We start from the raw sequence: 2,913 nt of genomic DNA, 5'->3' as shown, positions 1-2,913 counted from the left end.
GCCACGACGGATACCCCTGGTTCCGCGAACCGGTCGATCCGGACCACCCGAACCGACACCGCGAACCCTTACGGTCGCACAGTCGACGCACTATGACGGCCCGCCCCGACGCGGCATGAGAGTCGCACCTCTCGTCGACCGTGGAAAAGGCCTGATACTGGCCAGAAACGGATCACCGCGCGGCGCCGGAGCGCAGTACGGCGTTGCGACGTGCGGCGGCCGGGTCTGTACGGTGCAAGAAGAAGAACCGCATGAAACCACGCACGATTATTGAGCGAAAGGACATGCATGGCTACGCCTGCACCGACGTCATCGACCAAGGCGCCGAAGGATCCCGACAAGGGATACGTGGCGCTACTCGGCTGGAGCCTGGGGGCTGTCGAGGCACTCGACGCCTTCGATCGGCGATACGTGGTGGTGGCCCCGGACTGGGCCGAAGAGTACTGCACCGAGCACGACATTCCCTTCCTCCCCTGGAACTTCGAGCGGCTCAACGACCGCTCGATGGAGATCGCCGAGACGCTGCAGGGAATGGGTGTCAACGTCGCGATCCCGCTGTTCGAGGAGACGGTCGAGTGGGCAGGCGCGATCAACTCGGTACTGATGGACAAGCCCCGCCTGTTCGGGCAGGCGATGCTTCTGCGCGACAAGGCGCTGATGAAGCGTCGAGCCCAACTCGGCGGCATCCGCGTCGGCATCTTCGAGGAGGCGCACGACCGCGAGGACGTGATCCGATTCCTACGGCGCGTCAACCAGACGCTTCTCAAGCTCGACGGCGACCCGAACGACCCGATCCACCTCAAGGCGTTCGACAAGGCGGGCTGCCTGGGACACCGCGTAGTCCGCACCCCAGACGATGTCGACTCGATTCCCGACGAGGAGTTCCCGGTGCTGATGGAGTCGCACCTGGACGGCTGGGAGTTCGCAGTCGAGGCGTGGATCCACAACGGCAAGATCAAGTTCCTCAACATCTCCGAGTACGTGACGCTCGGATACTCGGTGTTCGTGCCGGCTACGCCGGAGCTCGAGAAGTACCGTCCGCAGATCACCGCTCAGATCGAGAAGCTGATCAAGGCCTTCGACATCGACTTCGGCTTCGTTCATCCCGAGTACTTCGTCACCAACGACGGCGAGATGTACTTCGGTGAGGTCGCGTACCGGCCGCCGGGGTTCAAGGTCTTCGAACTCCTCGAGCGCGCATACGGGTTCAACGCATACCAGGGCATGGTGCTTGCATTCGACCCGAAGACCACCGAAGAGGAGATCGACGCGTTCTTCCCGCAAGAGGTCGTCGACGCACACGGTGTCGCCGGCTGCTTCGGCGTCTACCCGCGGCGCCGCGTGGTGTCGTCATTGGAAGTCCCCGAGGAGACGGCCGACGACGACTACTACGAGACCAACGATCTCTCGGCTCCTCTCGAGGAGACAGTCACCAAACGCACCGCGTTCGGTACCCACTGGGGCCTTCTGTACTTCTTCGGTGAGGATCCGTACCGGATGCGCGACCTGCTGAAGAGGCAGGAAGAACTCGACTTCTACGTATAAGGAATGATCGGGCGATGGACGACTGTCAACCGAGCCCGGCGCTGACCTCGCGGGTGGAGCAACTCGATCACGCGGTGACCGCGATGCGCGAGGCGCCCGACTACACCAAGGCGACCAAACTGCGTCGAGTGTTGGACGCGCTGCGCCGAGTACTCACTCAAGACGGCGGCCCCGCCGCCATCCGTGACCGCGCACAGACGCTTGAGGCGTCTGGCGTCTTCAGCGGTACTGACTGGGATGATCCCGCGATCCTGGTCGCGGCGTTGGCTGGGCCGAGTCTGCACAGCGAGAACGTCGACACAGTGGTCTTGGAGTCTGCCAGCGAACTGAGGCTGGCGGCGATCGCGCAAGGCGATTACGAGCACGCCGACCTGACGGCCGACGACGCACGACGGTTCCTGTCGCAGGTCCTCGCAATCAATCTCGACCTGTTGCTCGCTGCACCATCGGAGGCCGAACGCGTCCAACAGGGCAAGTCTGCAGCGATGATCCGCGAGGTTGTCGCGTACATCGTCGAGCAGATCGGCTACGCCACGGTGCTAGACGAGTTGGGCGACGAGATCTGGCGGATTCTGCGTCAACGACCCATCCAGGTGGACCATGTCAAGGCTATGGTCACCCGAATCGCCATCGCGCGCAACGACCCCCGTACTGAGCACAATGCTGCTGGCGGGCAGGGACTGGACCGGTTGACCACAGCGCTCTTCGGCCCGACCGAAGCGTGCCGTGAAGATCCGGGCACCGACGTGTACCTCTCACGCATCGAAGCGATGGATGCCGAAGCGCTGGAGTCGGAGTCTCGCGGATTCGCCCGCGCCATGCACGACACCGGGCTGGTCTCCGGTTACCACGCGGTCCTGGTCACCTACCTCGCCGAGACGAACGTGTACTTGCTGCCCGAAGTCCTCGGCGTGTCCGAGGTGGGACGCAACTGCATGCTGCGCTACGCCGACCTCGTGCAGGAGTTGATCCGGCGGACCGTCTCGCCGCAGAACGCCCAGTGTCTGTACGGGCTCGCACTGCTGCTCGACCGCGGGATCCTGCACCAGCCGCCCGTCGTCCCGTCGCTGTGGCGCCAACTCGCTCTCACCCTCGCACCCCGGGTGCGCGAACGCCTGCAGTCGGCATTCGGCCCTGCGGTCGAGCCCGAGTCGCTCCTGATCGGCGGCCTGCTAGCTATGCTCGGCCAGCCCCTCGGCGTGGGCCAGGGCGACAATCCGACATGCCAGTCCGCGCGGGCGCTCTCGATGTGGGCGTATAACGACCCCGATTACCTGCTGCAGGTCGTCGCGTGGGCTGCGCGCGATGATGATGTGGTCGCGCACTTCGAAGGACAGTCCATCTCGTCCTCCGAACTCGTCACCGGGG

Annotated in this window: 1 protein-coding gene and 1 pseudogene; both read left to right on the top strand. The window is 64.4% G+C overall.

The window, feature by feature from the left end:
* Positions 1–288 precede the first annotated feature (288 nt).
* A complete protein-coding gene (locus tag ACTIMF_RS19065; RefSeq protein WP_442351853.1) occupies positions 289–1,545 on the top strand; it encodes an ATP-grasp domain-containing protein in 1,257 nt (418 codons plus the stop codon).
* A 14-nt stretch (positions 1,546–1,559) separates the two neighbouring features.
* Positions 1,560–2,913 (top strand): annotated as a pseudogene (locus ACTIMF_RS19060) (hypothetical protein); the annotation flags it as partial.

Source organism: Gordonia sp. (in: high G+C Gram-positive bacteria), assembly GCF_052106715.1.
In the GTDB taxonomy this organism is placed as follows: domain Bacteria; phylum Actinomycetota; class Actinomycetes; order Mycobacteriales; family Mycobacteriaceae; genus Gordonia.
This window is presented reverse-complemented; position numbering and strand designations above follow the sequence as displayed.